The sequence below is a fragment of the Mixta hanseatica genome (genome assembly GCF_023517775.1).
Classification (GTDB): Bacteria; Pseudomonadota; Gammaproteobacteria; order Enterobacterales; family Enterobacteriaceae; genus Mixta; species Mixta hanseatica.
The window spans coordinates 27166-52937 of record NZ_CP082904.1; the positions used below are offsets into that span (position 1 = coordinate 27166).

Annotated in this window: 26 protein-coding genes; 19 read left to right on the plus strand and 7 right to left on the minus strand. The window is 51.4% G+C overall.

Annotated features, from left to right (window positions below):
* Nucleotides 1–23 precede the first annotated feature (23 nt).
* From lldD to flgA, 6 genes are all read right to left on the minus strand, one after another.
* The gene (lldD, locus tag K6958_RS00125; RefSeq protein WP_249892784.1) at nt 24–1208 is read right to left on the minus strand and encodes an FMN-dependent L-lactate dehydrogenase LldD; all 1185 of its coding nucleotides are present in this window, start codon (nt 1206–1208) and stop codon (nt 24–26) included.
* Nucleotides 1205–1990, minus strand: coding sequence for a transcriptional regulator LldR (gene lldR, locus K6958_RS00130; RefSeq protein WP_249892785.1), 786 nt, complete (start codon nt 1988–1990; stop codon nt 1205–1207). The genes lldD and lldR overlap by 4 nt, the downstream gene beginning before the upstream one ends.
* Nucleotides 1975–3627, minus strand: coding sequence for an L-lactate permease (gene lldP / locus K6958_RS00135; RefSeq protein WP_249892786.1), 1653 nt, complete (start codon nt 3625–3627; stop codon nt 1975–1977). The genes lldR and lldP overlap by 16 nt, the downstream gene beginning before the upstream one ends.
* Nucleotides 3628–3976: 349 nt before the next feature.
* On the minus strand, nt 3977–4420 hold the full coding sequence (locus K6958_RS00140) for a flagella synthesis protein FlgN (RefSeq protein WP_249892787.1): 444 nt from the start codon (nt 4418–4420) through the stop codon (nt 3977–3979).
* 11 nt (nt 4421–4431) lie between these two features.
* Nucleotides 4432–4725, minus strand: a complete 294-nt coding sequence (gene flgM / locus K6958_RS00145) for a flagellar biosynthesis anti-sigma factor FlgM (RefSeq protein WP_249892788.1) — start codon at nt 4723–4725, stop codon at nt 4432–4434.
* Nucleotides 4726–4803: 78 nt separating this feature from the next.
* Nucleotides 4804–5493: a flagellar basal body P-ring formation chaperone FlgA gene (flgA, locus tag K6958_RS00150; protein WP_249892789.1), complete on the minus strand. Its 690-nt coding sequence runs from the start codon at nt 5491–5493 to the stop codon at nt 4804–4806.
* 257 nt (nt 5494–5750) lie between these two features.
* On the opposite strand from flgA, the gene flgB reads away from it, so the two are divergent.
* The 19 genes from flgB (at nt 5751) to cheW (ending at nt 24095) form a co-directional block, all read left to right on the plus strand.
* Nucleotides 5751–6164, plus strand: a complete 414-nt coding sequence (flgB, locus tag K6958_RS00155; RefSeq protein ID WP_249892790.1) for a flagellar basal body rod protein FlgB — start codon at nt 5751–5753, stop codon at nt 6162–6164.
* 5 nt (nt 6165–6169) lie between these two features.
* Nucleotides 6170–6574, plus strand: coding sequence for a flagellar basal body rod protein FlgC (gene flgC, locus K6958_RS00160; RefSeq protein ID WP_249892791.1), 405 nt, complete (start codon nt 6170–6172; stop codon nt 6572–6574).
* 11 nt (nt 6575–6585) lie between these two features.
* A complete protein-coding gene (locus tag K6958_RS00165; RefSeq protein ID WP_249892792.1) occupies nt 6586–7245 on the plus strand; it encodes a flagellar hook assembly protein FlgD in 660 nt (219 codons plus the stop codon).
* Nucleotides 7246–7288: 43 nt separating this feature from the next.
* Nucleotides 7289–8512 (plus strand): flagellar hook protein FlgE, encoded by a 1224-nt coding sequence (flgE, locus tag K6958_RS00170; protein ID WP_249892793.1) that lies wholly within the window; start codon nt 7289–7291, stop codon nt 8510–8512.
* A 12-nt stretch (nt 8513–8524) separates the two neighbouring features.
* The gene (locus K6958_RS00175) at nt 8525–9274 is read left to right on the plus strand and encodes a flagellar basal body rod protein FlgF (RefSeq protein WP_249892794.1); all 750 of its coding nucleotides are present in this window, start codon (nt 8525–8527) and stop codon (nt 9272–9274) included.
* Between the two features lie 22 nt (nt 9275–9296).
* Nucleotides 9297–10079: a flagellar basal-body rod protein FlgG gene (gene flgG / locus K6958_RS00180; RefSeq protein ID WP_249892796.1), complete on the plus strand. Its 783-nt coding sequence runs from the start codon at nt 9297–9299 to the stop codon at nt 10077–10079.
* A gap of 154 nt (nt 10080–10233) precedes the next feature.
* Nucleotides 10234–10902 carry a flagellar basal body L-ring protein FlgH gene (locus K6958_RS00185; protein WP_249894750.1) on the plus strand — a complete coding sequence of 223 codons (669 nt, stop codon included), beginning with the start codon at nt 10234–10236 and terminating at the stop codon, nt 10900–10902.
* 11 nt (nt 10903–10913) lie between these two features.
* Nucleotides 10914–12035, plus strand: a complete 1122-nt coding sequence (locus tag K6958_RS00190) for a flagellar basal body P-ring protein FlgI (RefSeq protein WP_249892797.1) — start codon at nt 10914–10916, stop codon at nt 12033–12035.
* Entirely contained in the window at nt 12035–12961 is a 927-nt protein-coding gene (gene flgJ / locus K6958_RS00195; protein ID WP_249892798.1) for a flagellar assembly peptidoglycan hydrolase FlgJ, read from the plus strand. The genes K6958_RS00190 and flgJ overlap by 1 nt, the downstream gene beginning before the upstream one ends.
* A gap of 102 nt (nt 12962–13063) precedes the next feature.
* Entirely contained in the window at nt 13064–14707 is a 1644-nt protein-coding gene (flgK, locus tag K6958_RS00200) for a flagellar hook-associated protein FlgK (RefSeq protein WP_249892799.1), read from the plus strand.
* A 17-nt stretch (nt 14708–14724) separates the two neighbouring features.
* Nucleotides 14725–15648 carry a flagellar hook-associated protein FlgL gene (gene flgL, locus K6958_RS00205; RefSeq protein ID WP_249892800.1) on the plus strand — a complete coding sequence of 308 codons (924 nt, stop codon included), beginning with the start codon at nt 14725–14727 and terminating at the stop codon, nt 15646–15648.
* 78 nt (nt 15649–15726) lie between these two features.
* Nucleotides 15727–17388, plus strand: coding sequence for a methyl-accepting chemotaxis protein (locus tag K6958_RS21160; protein ID WP_277614713.1), 1662 nt, complete (start codon nt 15727–15729; stop codon nt 17386–17388).
* 168 nt (nt 17389–17556) lie between these two features.
* On the plus strand, nt 17557–18279 hold the full coding sequence (locus K6958_RS00220) for an RNA polymerase sigma factor FliA (RefSeq protein WP_249894751.1): 723 nt from the start codon (nt 17557–17559) through the stop codon (nt 18277–18279).
* Nucleotides 18280–18750: 471 nt separating this feature from the next.
* Nucleotides 18751–19098 (plus strand): flagellar transcriptional regulator FlhD, encoded by a 348-nt coding sequence (gene flhD / locus K6958_RS00225; RefSeq protein WP_249892801.1) that lies wholly within the window; start codon nt 18751–18753, stop codon nt 19096–19098.
* A gap of 14 nt (nt 19099–19112) precedes the next feature.
* Nucleotides 19113–19649 carry a flagellar transcriptional regulator FlhC gene (flhC, locus tag K6958_RS00230; RefSeq protein WP_249892802.1) on the plus strand — a complete coding sequence of 179 codons (537 nt, stop codon included), beginning with the start codon at nt 19113–19115 and terminating at the stop codon, nt 19647–19649.
* A gap of 143 nt (nt 19650–19792) precedes the next feature.
* The gene (motA, locus tag K6958_RS00235; RefSeq protein ID WP_249892803.1) at nt 19793–20680 is read left to right on the plus strand and encodes a flagellar motor stator protein MotA; all 888 of its coding nucleotides are present in this window, start codon (nt 19793–19795) and stop codon (nt 20678–20680) included.
* Nucleotides 20677–21600: a flagellar motor protein MotB gene (gene motB, locus K6958_RS00240; RefSeq protein ID WP_249892804.1), complete on the plus strand. Its 924-nt coding sequence runs from the start codon at nt 20677–20679 to the stop codon at nt 21598–21600. The genes motA and motB overlap by 4 nt, the downstream gene beginning before the upstream one ends.
* 21 nt (nt 21601–21621) lie before the next feature.
* Nucleotides 21622–23580 carry a chemotaxis protein CheA gene (cheA, locus tag K6958_RS00245; protein WP_249892805.1) on the plus strand — a complete coding sequence of 653 codons (1959 nt, stop codon included), beginning with the start codon at nt 21622–21624 and terminating at the stop codon, nt 23578–23580.
* An 11-nt stretch (nt 23581–23591) separates the two neighbouring features.
* Nucleotides 23592–24095, plus strand: a complete 504-nt coding sequence (cheW, locus tag K6958_RS00250; protein WP_249892806.1) for a chemotaxis protein CheW — start codon at nt 23592–23594, stop codon at nt 24093–24095.
* Nucleotides 24096–24538: 443 nt separating this feature from the next.
* Here the strand turns inward: cheW and K6958_RS00255 are convergent, their stop codons facing one another.
* Nucleotides 24539–25636: a FliC/FljB family flagellin gene (locus tag K6958_RS00255; protein WP_249892807.1), complete on the minus strand. Its 1098-nt coding sequence runs from the start codon at nt 25634–25636 to the stop codon at nt 24539–24541.
* Nucleotides 25637–25772: the final 136 nt, after the last annotated feature.

The window sequence follows — 25772 nt, forward strand, 5'->3', positions numbered from 1 at the left end:
TTCTCTTCCGGTCATCAAAACGGTTAACCGTTGGCTACCGCTTTCGCCAGCGCATCCGGCTGCATGGGCGATACCGCCTGTACCAGTGATTCACGGGTAATTTCCGCAATCGAACGCGCACCGGTGAGGGTCATCGCTACACGCATCTCTTTTTCCACCAGGTTCAGCAGATTAGTCACCCCGGCTTCGCCCGCTGCCGCCAGCGCATAGAGAAACGCCCTGCCCAACAAAACCGTATCCGCGCCCAGCGCAATCATGCGCACCACATCCAGCCCGCTGCGCACGCCGCCATCGGCGAGAATCGCCAGCTCACCCTTCACCGCGTCAGCAATGGCCGGCAGCGCCCGCGCCGATGAGAGCACGCCATCCAGCTGTCGTCCGCCGTGGTTAGACACCACAATACCATCCGCGCCGAAGCGCACCGCATCACGCGCATCTTCCGGATCGAGGATGCCTTTAATCACCATCGGGCCTTTCCAGAAATCGCGTATCCATTCCAGATCGCGCCACGAGATCGACGGGTCAAAATTATTGCCCAGCCAGCCAATATAATCCTCCAGCCTGGTTGGCTCGCCGCGATAAGCGGAAATATTGCCCAGATCGTGCGGGCGGCCGTGCAGCCCCACATCCCAGGCCCACTGTGGATAAAGCGCTGACTGAATATAGCGGCGCATGGCCGCATTTGGGCCGCTCATGCCGGAGTGGGCATCGCGGTAGCGTGCGCCCGGCACCGGCATATCCACGGTAAAGACCAGCGTTGAACAGCCTGCCGCCTGCGCCCGCTCCAGCGCATTGCGCATAAAGCCGCGATCGCGCAGTACATACAGCTGAAACCACATTGGACGCTGGATCGCCGGCGCGACCTCCTCTATTGGACAAAGCGAAACGGTGGAAAGCGTAAAGGGTATGCCCTTTTTATCCGCTGCTCTGGCCGCCTGCACTTCGCCGCGGCGCGCATACATGCCGCACAGGCCGACCGGCGCCAGCGCCACCGGCATCGACAGAGTTTCGCCAAACAGCTGAGTCTCCAGGCTCAGCGAAGACATATTACGTAAAATTCGCTGGCGCAGGGCGATTTGCGCCAGGTCTTCGCTGTTACGACGCATCGTATATTCGTCATAGGCACCGCCATCGGCGTAGTGAAACAGAAAGGGCGGTACTTTCGCTTTGGCTGCGGCACGGTAATCTTTTGCGGATGAAATAATCACGGTTGTCCTCGCTTACTGTCCGGAATGCGCATACTGCGCGCCCGTCGCGCCTCTTCTTCATGCAGGTTACGCATGGTGGCGTCGACAAATTCAAGATGATGGATAGTTACGCTGCGCGCGCGATCGGCGTCGCCAGCGATAATGGCCTGACAAATCGCCTCATGTTGCACCGCCAACTGGCGGAAAATTTCCGGCGCGGTATACATACGCTGGCGGCTCTGCATCACTGACGACTGCAATAAATCAAACAGGCCGCGCATCGCCTGCAACAGCACCAGATTGTGCGCCGCCTCGGCGATCGCCAGATGAAAACGCACGTCAGAATGGGCTGCCAGATCGGGATCATCACGGTCGCTGACCTGCTGCATCATTTCGCAGCAGCGCCGAATGTGCGCTTTATCTTCCAGCGTGGCGCGTCGGGCCGCATGCCAGGCGGTACTGGATTCAATGGCGATGCGGGCTTCCAGCACGTCATAACGGTAACCCGGATCGTCAGTCAGTAACGTACTAAGCGGCATAACCAGCCGGGTTGACGACCAGTCGTCACGCTGCCTGGCGACAAAATTGCCGCCGCCGCGTCGGCTAATCAGTACTCCTTCGCTAATTAATTTTTGTAACCCTTCGCGCAGCGACGAACGCGAAACGGCCAGCTGCTGCGCCAGCTGACGCTCTGCGGGCAGCCTTGCGCCAGGCTGCAGCTGTTGTTCGGCGATAAACTGACGTAGCTGCTGCGCCAGGCGATCGGCCAGCCTGATTTCATCCGCCATCAGGGGATCATCCATGGGAAAACCCAGGCCTGTAGCGAGGTAATCACCCCGACGATACAGGTGAAAATCAGGCTGTGCTTAACGGTGAAGCGGAACAGATCGGCCTCTTTGCCCACCAGCCCAACCGCCGCGCAGGCGATAGCGATCGATTGCGGCGAGATCATTTTGCCGGTGACGCCGCCGGTGGTATTGGCGGCGACCAGCAGCACTTCCGGCACGCCGATCTGCTGTGCCGTGGTGGCCTGTAACGCGGCAAACAGCGCATTGGAGGAGGTATCAGAGCCGGTAAGAAAGACGCCCAGCCAGCCAAGGAACGGCGAGAAGAAGGTAAAGGCGTTGCCGGTATGGGCCAGCGCCAGCGCCAGGGTAGTGGAAAGCCCCGAATAGTTAGAGACAAAGGCAAAGGCCAGCACCGCGCCGATGGAGTAGATCGGCAGCGCCAGCTCGCGCAGCGTTTCGGCAAAGGCGCTGACCGCCTGAGCGGGACGCATGCGTAACCACAGCACTGACAGCAGCGCGGCGATAAAAATTGCCGTGCCGGTGGCAGAGAGCCAGTCGAATTTATATATCGCGGCGTAAGGCGTGGCGGCAGCCACCACCGGCGGCATTTTAATAACCTGCTGATGCAGGAACGGCACGGCAAAGCTCAAGACCCAGTCGTAAAGCGCGCCGCCGGGCGCAAACAATGCTTTAAACGGCGGGATGCTCCACAGGGTAACCGTAAGGGTTAAAAACAGGAACGGCATCCAGGCGCGGGTAATTTGCGCCGCGCTATAGCGTGTTGCACTGCGCGTTGCGGCGGCGGCGTTTTCCTGATTATCGAAGCGGAAGATGCGGGCTGGTTTCCAGACGCGTAAAAACAGCGTCAGGCAGAGCAGCGAGACCAGCGCGGAAATCACATCCGGCAGCTCCGGGCCAAGGAAGTTAGAGGTCAGGTACTGGGCGATAGCAAAAGAGCCGCCTGAAACCAGCACCGCAGGCCAGGTCTCTTTCACGCCGCGCCAGCCATCCATAATCGCCATCACCCAAAACAGTACAATCATGGTCAGGAACGGTAGCTGACGCCCGGCCATCTGGCTGATGGCCATCGCATCTATGCCGGTAACCTGACCGGCGACGATAATCGGAATGCCCATCGCGCCGAAAGCCACCGGCGCGGTATTGACGATCAGGCACAGTCCGGCGGCATAAACCGGCTTAAAGCCCAGTCCGACCAACAGCGCGGCAGTAATCGCCACCGGCGCACCAAAGCCTGCGGCCCCCTCCAAAAAAGATCCAAACGCAAAGCCGACGATCAGCATTTGCAGGCGTTGATCTTCGGTTATTGAAAGAATGGAATTACGGATAATTTCAAACTGCCCGGTTTTCACTGTGATTTTATAAACAAACACGGCGGCGACAATAATCCAGGCGATAGGCCAGAGACCGTAAAGAAAGCCGTAAATAGCCGAAGCCAGCGCCTGGTCGAGCGGCATACGATAAAACAGCAGGGCGACGGCCAGCGCAATCAATACGGTAATCGTCCCGGCGATATAGCCTTTCAGCCGCAGCCGCGTCAGGGCGAAAAAGAAAAACAGAATGGGAAGCGCGGCAATCAGGCTTGATAGCCAAATATTATCCAGCGGATCGTAGAGTTGCTGCCAGTTTTGCATGCTTGCTGTTCTCCTGAGCATTACGCCTTGTTACCGGGGCGACGAGATCGGCACCGCGATCGGATGACGCATCGCTACAGGCTGGTCAGACCAAAAAGGGTGCAGATGTTAAATTATTGTTTGTCTCACGGTGAACAGAATGCAATCTTTCCTTAACGCTTTAATTTGACGGTGGAAGGAGAGTCACAAACGGGCATTTTTGGTAGGACCAATTTTGTGGAACAGAGATGAGCGCAACAGGGAGAGCGTGCCTGTCGGCGTTAAGCACGTTAAAGGGGAGATAGCGATAGCAAAAAAAAAGCTTCCTGTTCAGGAAGCCGGCAAATCACACAAGAGAGTGGTATAGCTTTTATATAGTAATATTGTAAGCACGCGCTTTTCCGTTATTTTCGGACTGTCCACCTGCGTTATACAAACCAGGCGAGGCGGCGGCTTTATTCATCGCTTTGCTCAGGCTTTGCACCTTTTGCATATGCATATCAAGCAGATGGCTGGTTTGCAGATTCATTTCCCGCGCTTTTTCAGTGGACTGTAATATCCTCTCCCAGCAACCCGCCAGCGTTGGCTGTTGCGCATAGGGCGCAAGTAGCCGCAGGCGTTTTTCCGTCTGCTTTCTTTGTTCATCATGCCAGGCGAGGGTAGATAACAGGCGGCTTTTAATATCAGAGAGTTGCTGCAGCGCAACGGCGTTAACCTGCGCATAGCTTAACTGCTTAATTTCCTCGGTTAGCACCGCTTCCAACTCGTTAAGCGTATCCTGCAGCGTATTTAGCGTCGTCTGTAAGGTTTCCATTATTATTTCTTTTACCGATCGTCGAGAATATTTTGCAGCAACGCCTGGGCGATTTTTTCGTAATCCATTTTCAGTTCGCCGTTACGGATGGCATCTTTAATTTTTTCGACGCGCTCTGTATCAATATCGCGCGAACTATCGATATTAATCTGCTGCGTTAATGCGCTGAGTTTGACATCTGTGCCTTTCTCAGGCGTGGCGTTTGCTTTGGTACTGTTAGCCAGATTCCGTTGAGCGAGCTTGACTTCCTGCTGAACATGGGCTGGCGTAACAGGTTGCGTTTTCAGCGTATGGTTAATGCTCATATTTTTCTCCGAAACCTGGATATTGACCTCTACCGTTACTAACAATATCGGTGTTTCCGCAAATCCCTAAAGATGAAATTACAAATTTATCCTTACGCTGCCATCACTGGTAACGCTACCCGTTACCAGTTGACCGCTCTTCATTCGTACCCGAACGGCTTCATTAATCGCGGCATTATCCAGCGCTTTGCCGCGGGTTATAATATGAAAACCGTTACCGGAAGCGATGACGTCGGTTTCTTCGCCGCGGTTAATACGCCAGCGTTTGCGCAGTCTGTTTTCCGTCAACGGCTGGCCAGCGCGCACGGGACGGGTTAATACAGCACCTTGCAGCGCATTCATATTCATAACAAGGCCGGAAGGCAAATTCGCCAGCGATCCGCTGCGCTTAATCACATCATCCTGACTAACGGCATGTCCCGCTGTTAAATCTTTGGCCACCACCCACCAGCTGCCTTCTGCTTCAATACGCACCTGCAAAAAATATTTTTTACTGCCACAGCGGGCGACCACTGTTCGGTTACCGGTCAGGCGTTGATTGCCGCTCAGGGAGAGATGTGGATCGGCACACAGCGGAGCCAGCTTATCCGGCGGCGTTAATAAAACCCCATGGCGCGTGACGGCGACGTTGCTATTTTTATCAGTACCGTTTAATAAACGGTTAATTTTTTCTGTTAGCGTACTATTATCAGCCTGTGCATTAAGAGTAAATAAGAACCAAAATAATGTTAATATTGTATTGCGCCATAGGTGGCGTGATTTTTTCATACGCAGCCGGAAAGGTGAATAATTAAGAATAAGATGATCGCCTTGTTTGCTATACAGCCAGTGTAACGCTAACTGGGAGTAAGTTAACGTGCTAAATGACGCCAGTATTGCCGCTTATTAAAAATATCGTGCCGTTTCCCTCTATTAGTTAATAAAATAGATAGAGATTTGTCCTGTTTTTGCGGTTTAGATTATTTGCAATCCATCTTATAGTCTCTGTGTTAATCTCCGTGTAGCAAAATAAGGCCAGTCTTTCCATGATGGATAAACTCGATAAGGCGTTATATTTTCAGCAGGAAGCACTAAATTTACTCACCAGTCGGCAGGATATTATAGCGTCTAATATCGCTAATGCTGATACGCCGGGTTATTTAGCCAAGGATATCGATTTTTCTCAGCAGCTTAAAAAGGCCGTGGTGCAAGAACGCCGACAGGCGCACTCCTTAACGCTTAACCTGACGGAAAAACGCCATATTCCGGCAGTCGCGCCCGTTCATAATCGCAACGAATTATTATATCGCATTCCCGATCAGCCCAGCGCCGATGGTAATACCGTTGATATGGATCGTGAACGCGTTAATTTCGCGGACAATAATATCAAATATCAAACCAGCTTAACCCTTCTCGGATCGCAAATTAAAGGGATGATGAATGTCATCTCGCAGGGGTAATTGTTATGTCGTTATTTAGCATTTTTGATATTTCAGGTTCTGCCATGACGGCGCAGTCAAAAAGATTAAATGTCAGCGCCAGTAATATGGCCAACGCCGATAGCGTGGCCGGGCCGGACGGTAGCCCTTATCGCGCGCGTCAGGTGGTTTTTCGCGTTAACCAGGCGCCTGGTCAAGAGATCGGCGGCGTGAGGGTGAGCGATGTTATCGAAAGCGATGCGCCGGATCGTCTGGTGTATGAGCCAGGTAATCCCCTGGCGGATGCCAAAGGCTATCTGCATATGCCAAATGTAAACGTGGTGGGCGAAATGGTGAATACCATCTCCGCCTCACGCAGCTATCAGGCCAATGTAGAGGTAATGAATACCGCCAAGGCAATGATGCTTAAAACGCTGACGTTAGGTCAATAAGGAGAGTTGGAATGGCCGTTTCGCCGGTAACCAGTAACTACGACGCCCCCAGCAGCAGCACCGGTTCCAGTATTGATGACATTACCAATAACTTTATGAACCTTCTCGTTGCGCAGATGCAGAACCAGGATCCTACTAATCCTATGGATAACAATCAGCTTACTTCGCTGATGGCACAGTTTAATACCGCTGCGGGCGTGCAGCAGCTGAACAGTACTCTGGGTAATGTCGGCACGCTGGTGAACAGCATGCAGCAAATGAACGCGGCCCAATGGGTCGGGCGCGGCATTTATGTCGAAGGGGACAGCAGTGTCGCCTCGACAGACGATACCTTTGCTTTTTCTGTTAATAATGACGTCGATAAAGTTAGCGTGGTCTTAACCGATAGCGCCGGCAATAGCTATACCGCCGATCTGAAAGATGTCGAGGCGGGCGTGCATAAATTTACCCTTGATGATTTAAGCGGTTTTCAGCCCGCCGAGCCAACATTTGATAATGGCGAGACCTACAAGGTGACCTATACCGCCGCCAATGAAGATGGCTCTGCGCCAAAAATTGTCTCGTTAAAACACGCCAAAGTGGAAAGCGTCTCTTTTACCTTGTCCGGCGCGGTACTGCAGCTGGGACTGGGCGGCAGCGCCACCTTGGGTGAAGTTTATTTGATTGAGTAATGTCTATTTCAGCGTTGATTGTTAGCGACCAGGAAGGTTACGTATGAGTTTTTCACAGGGTCTTAGCGGACTGAATGCAGCGTCACAAGCTCTGGATGTGGTGGGTAATAACATCGCCAACTCCCAGACGATTGGTTTTAAATCCGGCTCTATCTCTTTTGCCGATGTTTTCGCCGGTTCGCAAATCGGTATGGGCGTGCAGGTTTCCGGCGTCAGGCAAAATTTTAGCGATGGCGTGCTGGGACAGGGCACCGGGAGCCTGGATATGGGTATCCAGGGGAATGGTTTTTTCCGTCTGGTCAGCGAGGCCGGCCAGGTGTTTTATAGCCGTAATGGCCAGTTTAAAACCAATGAAAATGGTTACATCATCAATGATACCGGCATGCAGTTAACCGGTTATCAGGCCAGCGGAACGCCGCCGACTATCCAGCCGGGCGCGGCGATAGGTCCGATCCAGATTCCTACCGGCCAAATGCCGGCGCGCGCTTCTGACAGCGGCATTATGAAAGGCAATCTTGATTCCGGCTCGGAAGTGATCGATCCGGCCCTTGAGTTCGATCCGAAAGACAGCAACAGCTACAACTCCGTCAGCCAGATTGATGCCTATGACAGCCTGGGCAACCGTCACACCATCAACGTTTACTTCGTTAAAACCGGCGACAATCAATGGAAGATCCATACCAGCGATACTACCGCACCGATCGTTGATGGCGATGGCAAGGCCCAGTACCAGGAAATGGATATCGCCTTTGACAGCGCCGGTCAGCTTACCACCAACCCAGCCAGGGTGCCGATCGCCGGCGCCGCTTATAACGGCGCCGAAGCGCTGCAATTCGAGCTGGATATGACCGGTATGACGCAGCAGGCCACCGAGACCGCGATGGAAAGCCCGAGCACCACTGGTTATCCGCCGGGAATGATGAACGGCTTTACCGTAGGCGACAGCGGTCAGATCATCGCTTCTTACAGCAATGGACAACAGCAGCTGTTGGGTCAGGTGGTGCTGGCTAACTTCACTAATGCCGGCGGGCTGGCTTCCAGCGGCAACAATGCCTGGACCGAAACCCCCTCCTCGGGACAGCCGGTGGTGGGCATTGCCGGAACCGGCAACCTGGGCAACCTGTACGGTAATAAGGTTGAAGCTTCCAACGTCGACCTGAGCCAGGAGATGGTCAATATGATCATTTTCCAGCGCAACTACCAGCCCAACTCACAGACAATTAAAACCCAGTCTGAGCTGTTACAGACGCTGGTGAACCTTGGTTAATGGCGGGCTGACATGGATCGTGCAATTTATACCGCAATGGGCGCGGCCAACGCCGCGTTAAATCGCCAGGCCGTTACGGCGAATAACCTGGCGAATGTTTCCACTAACGGTTTCCGCGCTCAGCTAACCGCTTATCGCGCGGTGCCGGTTAACGGTCCTGGCGATGCGACGCGCGTGCTGGTTGCCGAATCCACGCCTTATAACGACTACACCATGGGCTCGGTTAATCAGACCGGGCGCAGCCTGGACGTTGCGATGCCGCAAAACGGCTGGCTGGCGGTTCAGCTGCCGGACGGCAGCGAAGCCTATACGCGCGACGGTAATATCGAAGTCGACAGCGAAGGGCAGCTGCGTGTTAAAGGCTACCCGGTAATGGGCGATGGCGGACCGATCGAGATCCCGCCGCAGGCGCAGATCACTATCGCGCCAGACGGCTCCATTACCGCGCTGGGCGCAGGCGACGAACCGACCGCGCTGGCCCTGATTGGGCGGCTGAAAATGGTCACGGCGCAGCCCTATCTGCTACGACATGGCGACGACAGCCTGTTTCATGTCGATGCCAGCGTAGAGGAAAACCCGGTATTGCCCGCCGACCCGGAGCTGAGACTGATGCCCGGCGCACTGGAAAGCAGCAACGTCAGTCCGGTTAAAGCGATGGTGGATATGATCGCCACAGCGCGCGGTTTTGATATGCAAATGAAAGTAATTTCAGCCGTCGATGATAACCAGAAAAATGCCAATCAACTGCTTAGCGTAAGCTAATAACGGCAAGGAGAAGCCTGTCATGATGCACGCCTTATGGATTGCAAAAACCGGTCTGGAAGCGCAGCAGACCAACATGGATGTGATTACCAACAACCTGGCTAACGTTAGCACCAACGGCTTTAAACGTCAGCGTGCGGTATTCGAAGATTTGTTGTATCAAACCTTACGTCAGCCGGGCGCCCAGTCTTCAGAGCAGACCACCATCCCTTCTGGTTTGCAAATTGGTACCGGCGTACGTCCGGTTGCCACCGAGCGCATTCACAGCCAGGGCGGCATGACGCAAACCAGTAATGCAAAAGATGTCGCTATCAGCGGGCAGGGCTTCTTTCAGGTTCTGCTGCCGGATGGCACCACGGCCTATACCCGTGATGGCGCCTTTCAGATCGATCAGAATGGCCAGCTGGTGACGGCTAACGGCTATCCTATCCAGCCCGCCATTACGTTGCCGCAGGATGCCGGTACGCTAACGGTGGGCAGCGACGGCCTGGTCAGTGTGACCCAGGCGGGACAAACCGCGCCGCAGCAGGTAGGGCAGCTGACGCTGGCGACCTTTATCAATGATTCCGGGCTGGAGAGCATTGGCGAAAACCTGTATCGCGAAACCCAGTCTTCCGGCGCGCCGAATGAATCCACGCCTGGCATGAATGGCGCGGGCGCGTTGAAGCAGGGCTATGTGGAAACTTCCAACGTCAACGTGGCGGAAGAGCTGGTCAATATGATCCAGACGCAGCGCGCATACGAGATCAACAGCAAGGCGGTCACTACGTCCGATCAAATGCTACAGCGCCTGGCACAGCTCTGACGGTAACGGAACCAGGGCCGCAACCGTTATTGCCGCCCTTTTCATCTGCTCTTACGTAGTGAATATCATGATAAATCCGCCTGACTTTGCGCCGTCCGGAGCGCAGCAATATGCCGCTCGCCGTGCTGTCGGTCTCTGTTTAGCCCGTCTGCTGATGCTGTTTATCCTCGGCTCGCTGCTGACAGGCTGTGCCGGCATCATTCATAAACCCCTTGTGGACGGCATTACCAGCGCCAGCCCGATGCAGACCATGCCGGGAACGGCAAATGGCTCGATATTTCAGATGGGGCAGGCGATGAATTACGGCTATCAGCCGCTGTTTGAAGATCGTCGCCCACGTAACATTGGCGATACCCTGACCATCCTGCTGCAAGAAAACGTTAGCGCCAGTAAAAGCTCCTCAGCGAACGCGTCAAAAGATGGCTCAGTTGGACTGGGCTTTAGCGCTATGCCGCGTTTTATGAACGGTTTATTCGGCGGCGATCGGGCGAAAACCGCGATCGAGGGCAGCAATGAATTTACTGGTAAAGGTGGGGCCGCCGCCAGAAATACCTTTAGCGGCACCATTACCGTTACCGTGCACCAGGTGCTGGAAAACGGCAACCTGCTGGTGGTTGGCGAAAAACAGATCGCCATCAATCAGGGCACCGAATACATCCGTTTTTCCGGCGTAGTGAATCCCCGCACCATTAGCGGCAGCAATACGGTGGTCTCTTCGCAGGTTGCTGATGCGCGCATCGAATATGTCGGCAGCGGCTATATCAACGAGGCGCAGCAAATGGGCTGGCTGCAGCGCCTGTTCCTTAACCTTTCTCCTTTTTAACAGGCTGACTAATGAGAATTTCATCTTCACTCTTTTGTCTGCATGGGCTCTGCCTCAGCCTGGCCCTGCTGCTGATACCGCCAGGCTACGCCGAACGGATTCAGGATTTAACAACGTTGCAGGGCGTGCGCAGCAATTCGCTGCTCGGCTATGGGCTGGTGGTGGGGCTGGACGGCACCGGCGACCAAACAATGCAAACCCCCTTTACCACACAAAGTCTGAACAACATGCTGTCACAGCTGGGCATAACCGTGCCGAACGGCACCAATATGCAGCTTAAAAACGTGGCGGCGGTAATGGTCACTGCCGATCTACCGCCATTTGCCCGTGCCGGTGAAAAAATCGACGTGGTTGTTTCCTCAATGGGTAATGCGAAAAGCCTGCGTGGCGGCACCTTGCTGATGACACCGCTGAAAGGTGTTGATAATCAGATTTATGCGCTGGCACAGGGAAATCTGTTGGTTTCCGGCGCCGGCGCGCAAAGCGGCGGCAGTCAGGTGCAGGTTAACCAGCTTAATGGCGCGCGTATTAGCGACGGCGCAACCGTCGAGCGCGAAGTGCCCACACAGTTTGGCCTGGAAAATGTGCTTAGGCTGCAGTTAAAAGAAGAAGATTTTACGTTGGCCCAGCGCATCAGCGATGAAATCAATCATCACTTCGGCGGAGGCATCGCTATGGCGGAAAACGCCCGCGTCATCAAGCTGTTCGCGCCCAGCGACAATACGGAAAAAGTGCGTTTCATCTCTCGTATTCAAAACCTTTCCGTTAAGACCGGTCCGAGGGAAGCGCGGATTGTGGTTAACTCGCGCACCGGCTCCGTGGTGATCAATCGCCACGTAACGCTGGAAGCCTGTGCCGTGGCGCAGGGTGATCTTACGGTAGAGATCTCCCGCAGCAACCAGGTCAGCCAGCCGGATACACCGCTGGCCGGAGGAGAGACGGTGGTAGTGCCCGATACGCAGGTTTCGCTGCGAGAGCAGAGCGGCGCCTTACAAAAAGTTAACACCAGTGCCGACCTCAATGCAGTTATCCGCGCGCTGAACGGCCTCGGCGCCACGCCAAATGACCTGATGTCGATTTTACAATCAATGAAAAGCGCGGGCTGCCTGCGTGCGCAGCTGGAGATGAACTAATGGAAAGCGCTTCTCTCATCCAGGGGGCCGCTTTTGATGCGGGTTCCCTGGATACGCTAAAGCGCCTGGCGAAACAGGATGCGCAGCGTGGTCTACAGGGCGCCGCCCAGCAGATGGAAGGGTTGTTCGTGCAGATGATGCTAAAGAGTATGCGGGCAGCCAGCTTTAAAGACGGCTTGTTTAACTCGCAGCAGTCAGAGATGTTCACCGCTATGTACGATCAGCAGCTGTCGCAGGATATGGCGGCACACGGAAAACTGGGGCTGGCTGATCTTATGCTGCAACAGCTGGGCGGCATCCCAACGACCACGGCGGGCGGCACGCCGGTCGCCTTTTCCTCTCGCCCACTCCCAGCTGGACGAGCATTCTTCCCACCACCTGCCGTCAACCGCGCCGTTTCGAACGGGCAAGCGCTCCCGTCCGCGACCGGCGGCGGGTTTATTTCCCGCCTGTTAGCGCCTGCGGTGGAAGTTTCACGTCGAACGGGCATCCCGCATCAGCTCATCATTGCGCAGGCTGCTCTGGAATCAGGGTGGGGAGATAAAGAGATACGTCGGGAGAATGGCCAGCCAAGCTATAACCTGTTTGGCGTAAAAGCGACGCCGGGCTGGAAAGGGGAAACGGCGGAAATAACCACAACCGAATATATCAACGGCGTGGCGCAAAAAGTAAAGGCGGCATTCCGCGTTTATCATTCTTATACCGATGCGCTGCATGATTATAGCCAGCTGTTAATAAAAAATGCCCGCTACCAGAAAGTGACGCAGGCGAAAACGCCGGAACAGGCCGCGCAAGCGCTACAGGATGGGGGGTATGCCACCGATCCACAATATGCAAAAAAATTGATCGGGGTCATTCACCAAATTAAAAGTAACCTAACGCAAGCGGCAAATGCTTATAAAACCGATCTCTCGTCAATATTTTAGCAGTACAGGTTTTAGAGAGTTTATTCCTCGCCGATAGATGTATAAGGCTCTATTTATTCTGAACAACTCAGAAATTTCGCAAACATGGAATGCGGGTGATTTATGAATCTCATGTATCTGGCACAAAGCGGTCTGAGCGCCGCCCAGGCATCATTAAACGTCGTCGGTAATAACTTAAATAATGCTTATACGGTGGGATATAGCCGGCAAAATATTATTTTAGGCGAGGCGGGCGGTAAAACTACGCAAAATGGTTACTTTGGTTATGGCGTACAGGTTAATGGCGTGAAACGCGCCTATGATGGTTTTATTAATAATCAGTTACGCAGCGCGCAAACCTCTTATAGCGCCCTTTCCAGTCGTTATGAACAGCTTAGCCAGATCGATAATATGCTGGGCGACAAAAGCAATAATGTTTCCGTTTCGCTGAATAATATTTTTGGCGCACTGGAAAAAATGAGCAGCGATCCGGTAAGCATGGCCGCGCGACAGGAAGCGATGTCGCAATTTAAATCGACCGCCTACCAGTTTCAAAGCAGCGCCCGGACGCTTACCGGACTGGAAAAAAGCACCAACACCCAAATCAACCAAACCGTAAACGATATTAATTCGTATGCCAAAGAGCTGGCGACGGTGAATGCCGCGCTGTATAAAACGCATGCGCAAACCGGCGGACAGCCAGCAGATTTGCTGGATCAACGCGATTTGTTGCTGAATAAGTTAAGCAATCTGGTCGGCGTGCGGGTGGATGAAAATCAGCTGACCGGTGAAGTTACTGTTGCGCTTTCCAACGGGTTGCCGCTGGTAAACGGCGATCGTACCTGCCAGTTCGAAGCTACCCCTTCTGCTGCTAATCCGGCACGGTTAGAAGTGGCCTATATTGATGCTTCCGGCAACGCCATCAAGTTGGATGAAGAGAAGATCAACAGCGGGAAGCTGGGCGGTTTATTTAAATTCCGTAATGAGGATCTGGTTGACGCTCGCGATCAGCTAAATCAGCTTGCGTTGCAAATGGCTAACCGTTTTAACGAAGTGAATGCGGCAGGGTTTGATATTGAAGGCGAAGCTGGCGGAGATATTTTCACCATTACCGATCCGACAGCGTTAATGAATCGTAATAATCAGGGCGATGCCTCGCTCGATATTAGCTTTAGCGAAATTTCGCAGGTGAAAGCGCAGGATTATACCCTGGTTTATCAGGGGCCGGGTGCCAACGATTGGCTAATTACCGATAGCAGCGGCAGAGAGATTACGCCGGAAATTGGCGCAGCGGGCGAGCTCACCTTTGAGGGTATCACCATCCAGCCGCAGGGCACGCCTGAAGCCGGCGACAGCTTTATTTTTAACTCCGCTGGCGGCGTGGCTGAAAATATTGCGGTAGCCATTAGCAGCGGCGACAAAATTGCCGCATCCAGCTCCGATGATATCGATGAAGAAAGTAATAACGAAAATATCAAAGATATGATCGCTATTAAAAACGAGAGCCTGGTCGGCAAGGCGACATTAACCGAAGCCTATGCCAGCCTGGTCAGCTCTGTAGGCTCTTCGGTTAATGCGTTAAAGGGCAATACGGAAGTTGCAGGATACGTTAAAGACCAGCTGGTTGAGCAGCAACAAAATGTGGCGGGCGTGGATCCGACGGAAGAATACATTTATATGCAAATGTATACCCAATATTACCAGGCCAACACCCAGGTATTGCAAACCGCCACCACTATTTTTGATGCAATTTTAAGTATCCGATAAAATTTAAGGAAAAAACGATGCGGATTAGCTCACTCTATATGTTTCAACGGCAAATTGGCAACCTGTCTAACAGCACCGCCAACGCCAACGATATTGCTGCCCGACTGGCTTATGGGCAATCCTTGCTGAAGCCGTCAGACGATCCGGCAGGCGCCTCTCAGGCGGTCATTTATCAGAACTCGCTGGCAAATATTGAACAATATGAAACCGCACGTCAGTATGCGCAGGATGCACTGGCGCAGCAGGATGAAGCAATGAATTCGATCGGTTCGTTGTTAACGAAAAACCTGTCAGAGAAAATTGTCGCTGCTGGAAACGGCACCTATTCTGAGCAGGATCGTGCAGCGTTGGCGAAAGAGCTGGAAGGCATTCGTGGTAATCTGATGAACCTTGCTAATAGCCGCAACAGTAATGGACGCTATATTTTTGCTGGCTATAACACCGGCAGCGAACCTTTTACGCAGGATGGCTCCTATGTCGGCGGCAATAAGCCGATCGTGCAGGTGGTCGCCGACAGTACGGAAATGCAGGTTAGTCATACCGGCAGTGATGTTTTCATGTCAGGCACGCCAGACGATGTTTTTGCCGCTCTGGATAGCGCCATTACCGCATTAACCGCGCCGATAACGGATGATGCCGACCGTGAGGCGCTGCAGCTTACGCTGGATAAGGCCAACGTTTCGATCAAAAAGAACATCGATAATCTGGGCAAAGTGCAGGCGATGGTAGGCACCAATCTTCAGCAGTTGGATATGCTGGGCTCCAGCGCCGATACGCATAAAATAGACGTGGAAAGCAGCCTGCAGGAAACGCTGGGCGCCGATATGGACAGCTTTACCACGCTGGTCGTTCAGTCAAAAATGACCGAATTTGCTTTAAATTCTTCTTATATGGTATTCCAGACCATGCAACAAATGTCGATTTTCAATATGCTTAAGTAATTTCCTGCATAAAAATAATGGAATGACGACGTTTTCGGTATCAACGTCAAATTCAGGCAGAATGATTAAGGATAATCAATGCTCAATAATTTAAAAATCGTCACGGGAATTAATATTGCCATCTATAGCCTGATTTTAATGCTGTTGGGCATTGTGGGCTTCGGTTATTACAGTGCCTCAACATCAAGTCAGCAATTTTCACAATTTATGCAGGTCAGTGAAAACGCATCGGTTCTGGATGATGCCGATAACGCAATAAATAGTCTGTTAGAGAAAATTTACGCGTTAACTTTGACAACCAGCAAAGGAGAAAAGGCAACGACACAGCAGCTTAGTGAAGCCCGACGGTCGCTTGCTTTGGCCCAGGAACGCTTAAAGCGTTTCTATGCGCAGCCGTATCAACAAGATGCCATTGCAATTGTTGATAAAATCAAACAGCAGGCGGATACGTTAATGGGGATGCTTGTATCGCGACTGGAAAATATCAACCAGGCCGATAATGCTGTGCGCGAAATGAATAAAATTTCCGCCGCTCGCATCCTTTTTGAAAATGAAATAAAGCAGTACAGTGCTCGCTTCGATGCATTGATCGATACGATAGAGCTGGAAGCGAAAGCCAACAACAGCCGCTTCAATACGCTGGCGATTAGCGCCGGTATTATTGCACTGGCGTTGGCGGTTTGCATGCGCCTGTGGCTCAAACGCGCGCTTTTCCGGCGCCTGGATGAGACGGTGAAAACTTTCCAGTCCATGTCGACGGGCAAACTGGACGAAGCGATCCCGACTGGCGCCGCTAATGAGATCGGTCTGATGTTCATTGAGCTGGAAAAGCTGCGTCAGTGGGTAACAATGACCGTCTCGGCTATCCGCAGCGGCGTAAGCCGTATTAATGCCTCAGCGCAGGAAATCGTCAGCGGCAATAATAATCTCTCTTCGCGTACCGAAGAACAGGCTTCTTCTTTGCAGCAGACTGCCGCAAGTATGGAAGAGCTGAAAATTACGGTGCGGCAGAACGCAGATAATGCGCATACCGCGCGGCAACTGGCAGAAAGCGCCAGCGGCAGCGCCCGTAACGGCGGCGAGGTTATGGTAAGCCTCAATACGATTATGAGCAGGATTATTGAAAGCTCACGTCAGATTGGCGATATCAATAGCGTGATCGACAGCATCGCGAATCAAACCAATATTCTGGCGCTGAATGCCGCGGTGGAAGCGGCACGAGCCGGTGAGCAGGGACGTGGATTCGCTGTAGTCGCGGGTGAAGTACGTCATCTGGCGAAGCGCAGCGCCGACGCGGCGAAGGAGATACGTTCGCTGATAAACACCTGCGTGGCGGATATGCATTCCGGTTCACAGGAGGTTGATCAGGCGGGAACGGCAATGCAACAAATTATCCAGTCGGTCTCTCAGGTGACGGACATTATGGCGGAGATCGCCTCAGCTTCTGATGAACAAAGCGCTGGCATTAACCAAATTGCTCAGGCGGTGAACGAGCTCGATTTAGTCACCCAGCAAAATGCCGAAATGGTCGAGCAGGCGGCGACAGCGGCAATAAGTATGGAAGGTCATGCAGAACAGCTGGGCAACCTGGTGGCGCATATCAGGCTAAAGGAAGAAGTGGAAGAGACGGTTATCGAACACCCACCACTATTAAGTCCGGTAAGGTTGTTACCTGAAACTAAACACAAGGGAGGTGAGTTGGATCACATTAAGCCGGTAGGAGAATGGGAAAGTTTTTAAATTAATTACTTTTAAACGGCGCGAGTAGTGCAATTGCCCAATAAGCGACGCAAGATATCATTTCATTTACGGAATTAGCGAAAATAGTGGAGTCTTATTGAGCTATATATACCCAAGCCAATGAAAGATAATTAAACTATTACCCATGGCAGGATGGACAATGTCATTGTGAATGAATTATATACCTCTGAAGGTATGGTAGATAAAAATGCCTTATGGAAAAAGTATGCTTTCCTGGTACGCCATGAGGCATTAAGGCTACAGGTGCGGTTACCCACCTGCGTAGAGCTGGATGATTTGATTCAGGCGGGTGCAATTGCGCTCCTTAACGCTATCGACCATTTCGATCCTAAAAAAGGCATTGTTTTTAGCACCTATATTACCCAGCGTATACGTTGGGCTTTGATTGATGAACTACGAGAGCGTGACTGGGTACCGCGTCGTATCCGCAGTAACGCACGAGAAATTGCCGGGGTTATTCATCGTATCGAACAGGCGACGGGAAAAGCCGCTAAAGAGGCGGATATTGCTGCTGAGATGAATATAACACTTAGTGAGTATAGACAAATGCTGGCGGATACTAACGCCAGCCAAATATGCTCGCTGGATGAACTGCAGGAAGAGCTGGCGGACAGGTTTGAACAGCCTGATATACAACATGAAAAACTTAATCCGCTCAATAAGATTACGCAGCACAGGTTACTGACAAAAATTGCTGATGAGATTAAAAAGCTACCCGAAAGGGAGCAGGTATTATTGAATCTCTACTACCAGCAAGAGTTGAATATGAAAGAAATTGGTGAAATCCTTGGAATAACGGAAACGCGGGTAAGCCAGCTGCATAGCCAGGGAATTAAACGCATCCGTTCTCGTTTGCAATTACTCGGGTAATTGTTAAATTAATTAAGGATTTTATATTTTTTAACGCTTAATTTTAAGCAGTTGATAACATTTAATGCCTGCTGATTACTATTTATAATAACTTTATCCATTAATCGGGAGCCAGATCTCGTTATCTTACTGATTGCGTTTAAAAGTGTTAGGATTAATTAATATAGATTAAAAAGTTCTTGAAAAAAGCTAGTTGCTTAGATGATAATCGGGATTCCAAATAGGAATTGTCTTGAAAATGCCAACATCAGGAAAATAACCTCCCGGTGCTAAAAGTAGAATGATTCTCATATTCAGCACGTTGCTTTTATTTGCGTCAGCATGACGCAGCCCGGTGTGAAACCGTTTATCTATACTGAGATTTGCGCAAAATAGTAAGTGGACATTCCATATTGTTTGGCTCTCATCTAATACCGATATTAAAAAATATCGGCTGGATTATTTTACACAAAATCAATGTGGAATATAAATATGCACAGCTCTGATACTAACGATCAGCTTCAAACTATCCATGACCTGAACCTGACTTATTTGGTTCTGGCGCAAAGGCTTATCCGTGAAGATAAGTTCGCCGCGGGTTTTCGCCTGGGGTTAGACGGCACCATTCTTGATACGCTCAGTGAGCTTACTCTGCCGCAGCTGATCAAGATGGCGGCTACCAGCCAGCTAATATGCCGCTTGCGCGTAGATGACAAAGAATTAATTGACTGTCTGACGAAAGCCTCACGTATTGATGCGTTACAACAAATCCATACTGGCATTATTTTATCAACGGAGTTGCTCAACTCGCTTTCCGAGCAAAACCATTCACCTTGCTGACGGAGCTAGCAATCATGAGTGAAAAAAGTATCCTGGACGAAATCAAAGAAGTCCAGATGGCAATGGAGCTTATTACTTTTGGTGCCAGAATGCAGGTGCTGGAAAGTGAGATCAGCCTAAGTCGTAGGCGACTGCTAAGGCTTTACAAGGAACTGCGCGGCTGTCCCCCGCCAAAAGGCATGCTGCCTTTTTCTGCGGAGTGGTTTATGTCCTGGGAGCAGAATATCCACTCATCGATGTTTTACAATATTTATCTTTTTATCAGAAAAATAGAAAATTGCCGCCCTATCGAAGCATTAATCAAAGCTTACCGTTTATACCTGGAACAGTGCCCGGTTAAACCTACAGAAAAACCAGTGCTGGGATTAACCCGTGCATGGGCACTCTTACGTTTTATTGAGTGCGGCATGATAGGACGTACAGAATGTATCGCCTGTCACGGCGCTTTTGTTATTACCCATGAACATGCAAAAGAGCCCTTTACCTGCAGCTTATGCAGCCCGCCTTCCCGCGCGGCGAAAAAATGTGAAAGCTATGATATTGCCGGTTAAACAGCGCACTGCACGATAACGTTGATGGTAAGAAACTGGGATCGTTAATAACGTATCTGTATATCTGGATACGTTAACGCCTCAAGCGTTATTCACTATTAATAAATATAAAGAAACAGGCGTGTTTATAATAAGGAGACAACATGCTGGTTATTATCGGGTATGTGGTTGTTTTTGCCACTGTTTTTGGTGGGTTTGTTCTATCTGGTGGTCATCTTGGCGCGCTTTATCAACCTACCGAACTGCTTATCATCGGCGGGGCTGGCGTAGGCGCATTTATTGTAGGAAATAATGGTAAAGCCATCTCTGCTACCATGAAGTCATTTCCTCTGCTGTTTAAAGGCTCACAGTACAATAAAGCGGTTTACATGGAATTAATGGCGCTGATGTTTTTATTACTGACCAAAGCGCGACAAAGCGGAATGATGGCGCTGGAAAATGATATAGAAGACCCACAAAGCAGTACCCTTTTCGCCAACTATCCGCGTCTTATTGCCGATAAGTTATTAATGAATTTCCTGGTCGATTATCTGCGCCTGATGATCAGCGGCAATATGAGCCCGCATGAAATTGAAGCCTTAATGGATGAAGAAATTGAAACCTGCGAGCATGAGCTTGAGGTGCCGGCCGGCAGCCTGAACTCCGTGGGTGATGCTTTTCCTGCTTTCGGCATTGTGGCGGCGGTAATGGGCGTGGTTAATGCGCTGGCGGCAGCCGATCGGCCCGCGGCTGAACTGGGCGAACTGATCGCGCACGCCATGGTAGGCACCTTTTTAGGGATTCTGCTGGCGTACGGTTTTATCCTGCCGCTGGCAGCCCTGCTGCGGCAAAAAAGCAGTGAGAAAGTGAAGATGCTGCAATGCATTAAAGTCACGCTGCTTTCCAGCATGAGTGGGTATGCGCCGCAGATAGCGATCGAATTCGGACGTAAAATCCTTTTTTCCACTGAACGCCCTACCTTTATTGAGCTTGAAGAGCATGTGCGTCAAGTGAAGTCGAATGCCGGCAGTGATTCGGAAAGTGCGCCATGAGTAAAAATAAGCACCCGATCATTATCGTCCGCAAGCGGAAAAAACACGGCCATGGTCATCATGGTGGTTCATGGAAAATCGCCTACGCCGATTTTATGACGGCGATGATGGCGTTTTTCCTTGTCATGTGGCTGATTACCAGTAGCTCTCCACAGCAGCGACACAGTATTGCGGAATATTTCCAAACGCCTTTAAAGGTGGCGTTATCGCAGGGCAATCAGGCCAGCCTGAGCGAAAGCGTTATTCCAGGCGGCGGTAGCGATATGGTACACAAAGAGGGCGTAGTTAACCGCTCTACGCCGCGCGACAATACCGATCTTAAGCGGCTGAGAAAAGCGCGCGATCGTCTGGAAAGCATGGTTAAAACCGATCCCAAACTCAGTAATTTCCAGTCAAATCTGCGTATGCAGCTCACCGAAAATGGTCTTCTCATTCAAATTATCGATACTCAGGACCGGCCGATGTTTAAGCTGGGCAGCAAACAGCTGGAAGGCTATTTGAAAGGTATTTTCGAGAGCCTGGTCCCGGTGATTAATCAGTTGCCTAATCGGGTTAGCCTGACGGGGCATACTGATTCTCTTCCCTATGCGCATGGCGATACGGGTTACAGCAACTGGGAGCTTTCCGCCGATCGCGCTAACGCTTCGCGGCGTGCATTAATCAGTGCTGGCCTGGCGGCCAATAAATTTCTGCGGGTAGTAGGAACGGCGGATTCGATGGTGCTGGATAATACCTCGCCCCATGATCCTATTAACCGCCGCATTAGTATTTTGGTATTAAGCCAAAATAAAGAGAAATCGTTGATTAAGGATGACAGCTTAATCCAGGACGTAGCCAGTCATGAAAATATCGAAGCAATAAAGGATGAGCTAAAGATAACACCGCAAACCAATGAAGGTGCTGCCGCGCTTGCGAATTAAATCAGGATAAGGTTGAACAATATGGATGTAAGCGATTTTTATCAGACTTTTTTTGATGAAGCCGATGAGCTGTTAGCCGATATGGAGAAATATCTGCTGCAGCTTGATGTCATTTCGCCCGACAAGGAAATGTTGGATGCTATTTTCCGCGCAGCGCATTCAATTAAAGGCGGCGCGGGAACGTTCGGGTTTAAAATACTGCAAGAAACCACCCACTTGATGGAAAATCTGCTGGATGATGCGCGCTGCGGTGTACTGCGGCTAACCAGCGAAATCATTAATCTGTTTCTGGAGAGCAAGGATATTATGCAAGATCAGCTTGATGCCTATAAATCTTCTCAGGAACCAGATGAAGAAACGTTTAATTATATCTGCGAGGCGTTGCGGCAAATTGCGCTACAAAGCAAAGAGGGCGCGGCGGGACCGACGACGGCAGCATCTGCAAGCGTACCGGTAGAGCGCGCTTTTCTTGATATCACCTTGCTAAAGGTCCAGGAAGAAGAGGGGCGTTTGCTGGCTGATGAGCTCTCTAATCTGGGTAAAATCCTTAGCCAGCAGCAGCAGGAAGATCGGTTGCAGGTTCAGCTGGAAACCACGGCCAGCGCAGATGAAATCGAAGCGGTGCTCTGTTTTATTCTTGAAACAGAACAGATCCTGATTACCGCAGGCAGCGGGACGGCAGAGCCTGCCGACAGCCCATCGTCGGTCACAGCGGATGCCGCCGGCCCGGCGACGAAAAGCGCGCCCGTCAGGCCTGCCGCCCGTGCGCAAGCCGCCGAATCCAATAGCATTCGTGTTGCCGTTGAGAAGGTGGATCAGATTATCAACCTGGTTGGCGAACTTATTATTACCCAATCGATGCTGTCACAGCTTTCCTCCACCTTAGAACCATCGGCAAATGACGTGCTGATCAACAGCATCGCCCAGTTGGAGCGCAACGCGCGTGATTTGCAGGAGTCGGTGATGTCGATTCGTATGATGCCGATGGAGTATGTGTTTAGCCGCTTCCCGCGGCTGGTGCATGATTTAGCCGGCAAGCTGAATAAAGAGGTGGAGCTAACGTTGATTGGCGGCTCCGCCGAGCTGGATAAAAGCCTGATAGAGCGCATTATCGATCCTTTAACCCATCTGGTGCGCAACAGCCTCGATCATGGAATTGAAAGCAGTGAAGAACGCGTAGCGAAAGGCAAATCCGCCGTGGGCAACCTGACGCTGTCTGCCGAGCATCAGGGCGGAAATATTGTGATTGAAGTCAGCGATGATGGCGCAGGCCTTAACCGTGAGAAAATCCTGGCCCGAGCGCAGTCGCAGGGCATGGCGATTAACGAAAATATCAGTAATGAAGATGTCTGGATGCTGATTTTCGCGGCAGGCTTCTCCACGGCGGAAAAAGTGACCGATGTCTCCGGACGCGGTGTCGGCATGGATGTGGTACGACGTAATATCCAGGAAATGGGCGGCCATGTTGAGATCGCCTCTGAACAGAATAAAGGATCGACTATCCGCATCATTCTGCCTTTAACTCTGGCGATCCTGGACGGCATGTCGGTGCGCGTTGCCGATGAAACCTATGTGCTACCGCTTGGCGCAGTGATGGAGTCGCTGAAACTGTCAGAAGATTCGCTCTATCATATGGCGGGCGACGAACTGATGCTGCAGGTACGCGGCGAATATATCCCGCTGATTACGCTACAGTACATATTTAATATGGCGGAAGCGCCCGCCGCTATTAATGACAGCGTTGCGGTGATTTTACAAAGCGCTGGCGTACGTTACGCCTTGATGGTCGATCAGCTCATTGGCCAACATCAGGTGGTGGTAAAAAATCTTGAGCTTAACTATCGCAAAGTGCCCGGTATCTCGGCCGCTACTATTTTGGGCGACGGTAGCGTGGCGTTAATTCTTGACGTCGCTGCGCTGGCGAAACTGTGTCAGGCCAGGCGCGTGGCGATGAAAGCCGGACAAACGCTCTCTGTTTAAGGACAAACAACATGACTGCTTCCGCATCTGTAAAGAAAACAGCCAATGATAATCATGGCAATGAATACCTGGTGTTTACGCTGGGAAATGAAGAATACGGCATCGAAATATTAAAGGTGCAGGAAATACGTGGCTGTGAACGGGTCACCCGGCTCGCCAATACGCCCGAATTTATCACCGGTGTTACTAACCTGCGCGGCGTTATTGTGCCGATCGTCGATCTACGGATTAAATTCGATCTGGCAGGCGTAGAAATTAATGAAAAGACGGTGGTAATAGTGTTAAGCCTGGCGAACCGGGTGGTGGGCATTGTTGTGGACGGCGTTTCCGATGTCCTGTCGTTGAATACTGAAGAGATCAAACCGGCGCCGGACTTTTCCGTTACGCTCTCTACTGATTATCTGCTGGGTTTGGGTTCGGTGGATGAAAGAATGATTATCCTGGTGGATATAGAAAAGTTACTGACCAGCGAAGAGATGGAGCTGGTAGAGAAAAGCGTTAACGAGACGCTGTAAGGCTTTACCGGGCAGCAACGGCCAGTAATGCGCCGCTGCTGCCCTTTTTATTTCCTGCCTGTAGCCCGACCTGCTGTTTCCTTTCCCTGCTCCTGCTCCTGCTCCTGCTCCTGTTCCTGCTCCTGCCACCTGGTCCTGCCACCTGCTACCCATTTACTCTTTGCCGCCGGTTCCATTGTGCCGACTGCTTTCCTGCCGGCTGCATTGCTACCGGACTACCTGACATGCCTCAGGGTGGATGTGTTGCCGTACGCAGTTACGGCCAGAACTTACCGCGATTGACCGGGTTTGATTGCGGCAGGCGGCAGTTTTGCAGCTGTCGATTGGTGGGTAAGGCGTCGGGAAGCGGTGAGCAGGAATGGTGGGTATAAAAAACGCCCTGCCAATAAAGGCAGGGCGTCAGCTTATTAAGCTAAAGGAGCGTTACGCTCGCTACGTTAAACTTAGCGCAGCAGGGACAGCACGTTTTGCGGCACCTGGTTAGCCTGGGCCAGCACGGTGGTACCAGCAGACTGCAGGATGTTAGCACGGCTCATGTTGGAAACTTCAGAAGCGAAGTCCGCATCCAGGATACGTGAACGTGACTCAGACAGGTTGTTTACTGCGCTGTCCAGGTTGCTGATTACTGAAGCAAAACGGTTCTGCGCGGCACCCAGACTTGAGCGCAGGCTATCCACCTGTTTCAGGGCCGCATCCACCGTTTTCATCAGTTTGGCGCTCGGATCATTGATGTTATTGCCTTTTACAAAGGCCGCGGTAGATGGTGTCCCGGTAATTGTTGCCTTGATTTCTATAGCGACTTCAGTGCCGGTTTCTGTAGTACCTACCGCCCTGAGTTTGTTATCGCTACCAATATAGATATCACCGCTACCGTTAGCGCCAAAGGCCAACTCTTTCATTTTCGTCATGTCAGTAGCAGTCAGCTGATGCGTTGCGAGGGTCGTGTCAGCACCGGTGGTAATAGTCATACCTGCGGCAGCTTTGTTACCCAGATCCACACGATCGGCATATTTATTAACGTCGAAATCCGCCATATTCAGCGTGTCGGCGTTGATCTGCTCCAGGTTCAGGCTAATGGTTTCGCTATCATTCGCGCCAACCTGAATTGTCAGACTCTGATCGCTCTTCAGCACTTTCACGCCGTTGAAGTCAGTTTGTTCAGAGATTCGGTTGATTTCAGACAGGCGCTGGGTGATTTCGTCCTGAATGGACTGACGGTCAGAAGCAGAGTTGGTGCCGTTGGAAGCCTGTACGGTCAGACGACGAATGTTCTGCAGGTTATCGTTGATTTCGTTCAGTGCGCCTTCTGTGGTCTGAGCCAGAGAAATACCGTCGTTCGCATTACGTGAAGCCTGAGTCAGGCCGGTAATGTTAGAGGTAAAACGGTTACTGATTGCCTGACCTGCCGCGTCATCTTTTGCGCTGTTAATACGCAGGCCGGAAGAAAGGCGCTGAATGGCAGAACCCAGAGAGCTCTGTGATTTGTTCAAATTATTTTGAGCCATCAAACTCAGGGCGTTAGTATTAATCACCTGTGACATATTGTTCCCTCATATATATAGGTTGGGTTCTTTTATTGCAGATATCTGCATTTCAATGATGCGTTAACAAGCGCATATTAAAATTATCGGCCTCAGATAAATTCTCTAAAAAAATATTTGAAAATAATTTTTCATC